Origin of the sequence: Mesorhizobium sp. M2A.F.Ca.ET.067.02.1.1, from assembly GCF_004023285.1 — a bacterium.
Lineage (GTDB): Bacteria > Pseudomonadota > Alphaproteobacteria > Rhizobiales > Rhizobiaceae > Mesorhizobium.
Map to the genome: position 1 here is coordinate 1 of NZ_RZSB01000673.1, position 3,290 is coordinate 3,290.

6 protein-coding genes are annotated in these 3,290 nt (G+C 64.1%); 3 read left to right on the plus strand and 3 right to left on the minus strand.

Going from position 1 to position 3,290, the window contains the following annotated elements; translation table 11 throughout:
* The coding region (locus EOA28_RS29770; protein WP_148670931.1) for an Lrp/AsnC family transcriptional regulator at positions 1-411 on the minus strand (411 nt) is incomplete at its 3' end.
* 88 nt (positions 412-499) lie between these two features.
* Here EOA28_RS29770 and EOA28_RS29775 point away from each other — a divergent pair.
* Positions 500-1,426, plus strand: a complete 927-nt coding sequence (locus EOA28_RS29775; RefSeq protein WP_127252665.1) for a DMT family transporter — start codon at positions 500-502, stop codon at positions 1,424-1,426.
* 9 nt (positions 1,427-1,435) lie between these two features.
* Here the strand turns inward: EOA28_RS29775 and EOA28_RS29780 are convergent, their stop codons facing one another.
* On the minus strand, positions 1,436-2,323 hold the full coding sequence (locus tag EOA28_RS29780; RefSeq protein WP_127252664.1) for a dienelactone hydrolase family protein: 888 nt from the start codon (positions 2,321-2,323) through the stop codon (positions 1,436-1,438).
* Here EOA28_RS29780 and EOA28_RS29785 point away from each other — a divergent pair.
* Positions 2,322-2,660 (plus strand): hypothetical protein, encoded by a 339-nt coding sequence (locus EOA28_RS29785; protein ID WP_127252663.1) that lies wholly within the window; start codon positions 2,322-2,324, stop codon positions 2,658-2,660. The genes EOA28_RS29780 and EOA28_RS29785 overlap by 2 nt on opposite strands.
* On the plus strand, positions 2,657-3,091 hold the full coding sequence (locus tag EOA28_RS29790) for a hypothetical protein (RefSeq protein ID WP_127252662.1): 435 nt from the start codon (positions 2,657-2,659) through the stop codon (positions 3,089-3,091). The genes EOA28_RS29785 and EOA28_RS29790 overlap by 4 nt, the downstream gene beginning before the upstream one ends.
* Before the next feature lie 16 nt (positions 3,092-3,107).
* Here EOA28_RS29790 and EOA28_RS29795 read toward each other — a convergent pair.
* A partial coding sequence (locus tag EOA28_RS29795) for a hypothetical protein (RefSeq protein ID WP_148670932.1) occupies positions 3,108-3,290 on the minus strand: 183 nt, incomplete at its 5' end.

The window sequence follows — 3,290 nt, forward strand, 5'->3', positions numbered from 1 at the left end:
GTTGGTCATTGCGTAAGGGATGATCCGGTCGATCACCCGCTCGAGCTCGCTCACCGAGCCGACATGTGCCAGCGCGATGAAGCAGTCCTCGCCGGTGACCCGGTCGCATTGCGCGATCTCCGGCAGCTCGCGAATGATATCCGCCATGACGGAAAGCTGTCCCGGGACCGGCCTGATCCTCAGCCAGGCCGACAGTTTCATGCCGAGCGCGGCCGGGTTGATCCTGACCGTATAGGCCTCGATCACACCGTTCTCCTGCAGCTTGCGGATGCGCTCCGCCACGCTCGGCGCCGACAGTCCGACCGCGCGCGCCAGTTCCGCCGTTCTGGTGCGCGCGTCCTTTTCCAGGAGCCGCAGGATCTTCAGGTCCACGGCATCCAGCTCGGCGTCTTCATTTCGAAGGTTTTTCAATTTTTTTGTCTTCCATTGGAAGTCAGAAAATCAAACAGGCCGCTGATCAGAGATGTGAGGCATGCATTTCGCCTGCGATAATGCGCGCATGACCAACCAAACGCAAACTCCAGCTGCAAACCAGGCCGCCGGCAGAACCGACGCCCAGCGCCCTATCGTTGCCCTCGGCGGCGGATTGGCCAACGCGCTGCCGCCGCATGTCTGGTTCTGCGTCAGCGCCGTGTTCCACTATCTCGGACCGGCTTTCGCGGTGCTGCTTTTTGACCAGGTCGGCGTGCTCGGCATGGCCTGGCTGCGCATTGCCACCGCCGCTCTCATCTTCGCTCCTTTGACCAGGCCCTGGCGCGTCTTTGCGCGCGCCGACCGCGCTCAGCGACTGCTTTTGCTGGCCTTCGGCGCCTGTCTGGCGGTGATGAACTGCTCGTTCTATCTGGCGCTCGACCGCCTGCCGATCTCGCTGGTGGCGGCGATCGAATTCGTCGGCACGATCGGGGTCGCGCTGGTCGGCCTGCGCAGCCGGCGCAATTTTGCCGCGCTGGCTGTCGCGGTCATCGGCACCTTGCTGCTTATCGACGTGAAATGGTCGAGCGATCCACTCGGCCTGTTCTGGGCCTTTCTCAACGGCGCTCTGTTCGTCGGCTATATCGTGATCGGCCATCGCGTCGCCCAGGCAGGCCTCGCCATTGCCGGCCTCGGTGCCGCCATGGCGATCGCGTTCCTCGTCGTGTTGCCCATCGGCTTCCGCGAGGCGCTGCCCGCCTTCTCGTCGCCGCAACTGCTTGTCGCTGCGATAGGCGTCGGCCTCTGCTCCTCGGTCATCCCTTATATCTGCGATCAGCTCGCCATGGCGAGGCTGCCGCGCGCGAGCTTCGCGCTGATGCTCTCGCTCCTGCCGCTCACGGCAACGCTGATCGGAATCGTCGTGCTGCGCCAGGTGCCGAGCGTCATCGACTGCATCGGCCTTGCGCTGGTCATCGCGGGCGTTGCCATGCATAAGCCGGCAGCAAATACCTGAACTGTTTGACTAGGCGAGCTTCTCTTTGAGAAACGCCACCGTCCGGCCCCAGGCGAGATCGGCGGCTTTCTTATCATAGCGCGCGGCCGAGGTGTCGTTGTTGAAGGCGTGGTTGGCGCCTTCATAGACATAGACCTTGTATTCGACATGCGCGGCATCGAGCTCTTTCTTGTAGGCGTCGATGCCGGCATTGGTACGGCTATCGAGACCGGCATAGTGAAGGAGCAGCGGCGCCTTGATCTTCGCGGCATCCTCCGCCTTGGGCTGCATGCCGTAATAAGCGACGCCGGCGCTGAGATCGGGCGCATGGACGGCAAGCTGGTTCACCGCGCCGCCGCCCCAGCAGAAGCCGACCGCACCGACCTTGCCGTTGCCGTCCTTGAGGCTCTTGAGGTAGGCAACCGTCGCCACGCCGTCGGCCGCGACCTGGGCGGGGTCGAGCTTGGTGAACATGTCGCGCGCCTTATCCTCGTCGGAAGGCGTGCCGCCTAGCGGCGACAGGAAGTCCGGCGCGAGCGCCACGAACCCTTCCAGAGCCACACGCCGGGCGACATCGCGGATATGCGGGTTGAGCCCTCTGTTCTCATGGATAACGATGACGGTGCCGAGCTTGCCCGACTGATCGGCCGGCTTGACCAGATAGGCTTTCATCTCGCCGCTCGAGCCCGGATAGGTGATCTCCTCGCCCTTAACGCGGCTGTCGTCCTCGGCGACGATCGCCGCCTTGGCGGAATTGGCAGCGAGCATCGGCGCGATCGCCGCTGCCGCGGCGCCCGAGCCCGCCAGCCTCGTCAGCTGCTCCATGAAGCGGCGCCGGTCGAGCGTCAGATGCGTGTATTCGTCATAGGCGTCGATCATCGCCTGAGTGATGACGGGCTTGGCAACGGGTTCTGTCATGGCTGTCCTCGACGAAGTGCATGTCGCCCAAAATGCGCAGCGGTTTTGGGACAACGACATGCATCAAGCAACAACCCAAAGCGCGACACGGGAATCCATTTTCGACATGGCGCGCTTCAGGCGGGTGATCCGCAAGATAGGGTCGAGAGCTGCAGGGTCCAGTCACGCCGGGGTGACGATCCTGCGAGGGATTCCTGGCGGAGCGGTGCGCCGGGGAGCCAGCCTGATTCATCACATTTTGGTCATTTCCGAAAGGCTTGATGGTGCTGTCACATTGGGACGAGAAATTGCCGGAGCCGCCTTGCCGATACGAATGACGAAAAGGGGAATGCCATGAATGTCCAGGACATCATCAACACCGTTTCCTCGAAAGCCGGCCTCGACGAGCCCACCACCGAGAAGGTCGTCGGCACCATCTTTTCGGTGCTCGAGCACGAGGCGGAAGGCACCAGCGTTTCGTCTTTCTTCGCCCAGATCCCTGGCGCCGACGCGCTGGCCCAGAAATATGACGTGATGGCCGCCGGCGCGGCCAATTCGGGCGGCGGCCTCCTGTCGTCGCTGCAAGGGGCGCTTGGCGGCGTGCTCGGCGAGAAGGCCGGCGCGCTGATCAACGGCATCGCGGCGCTTAAAGCGTCCGGCCTCGACATGGCGCAGATCCAGCAGGCGGGCGAGACCTTAATCAAGCAGGCCGAAGCCGCCGCCGGCCCCGATCTCACCAACCAGGTGCTGGACCAGGTACCCAGCCTGCGGGGCCATCTCGGGCTTTGAAGCCCGACGCGTCCCCTCACTTGGGCAGCGTGTAGGCCATCACATAGTCACCCGGCTTGGTGCCGACCGAGCCGTGGCCGCCGGCGACGATGACGACGAACTGGCGGCCGTCGGCCACCGTGTAGGTCATCGGCGTCGCCTGCCCGCCCGCCGGAAGCCGCGCCTGCCAGAGTTGCCTGCCGGTGGTGAGGTCGTAGGC

Coding starts and splice junctions, on each gene's coding strand:
- EOA28_RS29775 (WP_127252665.1), top strand. CDS start 500: ATGACCAACCAAACGCAAACTCCAGCTGCAAACCAGGCCGCCGGCAGA.
- EOA28_RS29785 (WP_127252663.1), top strand. CDS start 2,322: ATGGCTGTCCTCGACGAAGTGCATGTCGCCCAAAATGCGCAGCGGTTT.
- EOA28_RS29780 (WP_127252664.1), bottom strand. CDS start 2,323: ATGACAGAACCCGTTGCCAAGCCCGTCATCACTCAGGCGATGATCGAC.
- EOA28_RS29790 (WP_127252662.1), top strand. CDS start 2,657: ATGAATGTCCAGGACATCATCAACACCGTTTCCTCGAAAGCCGGCCTC.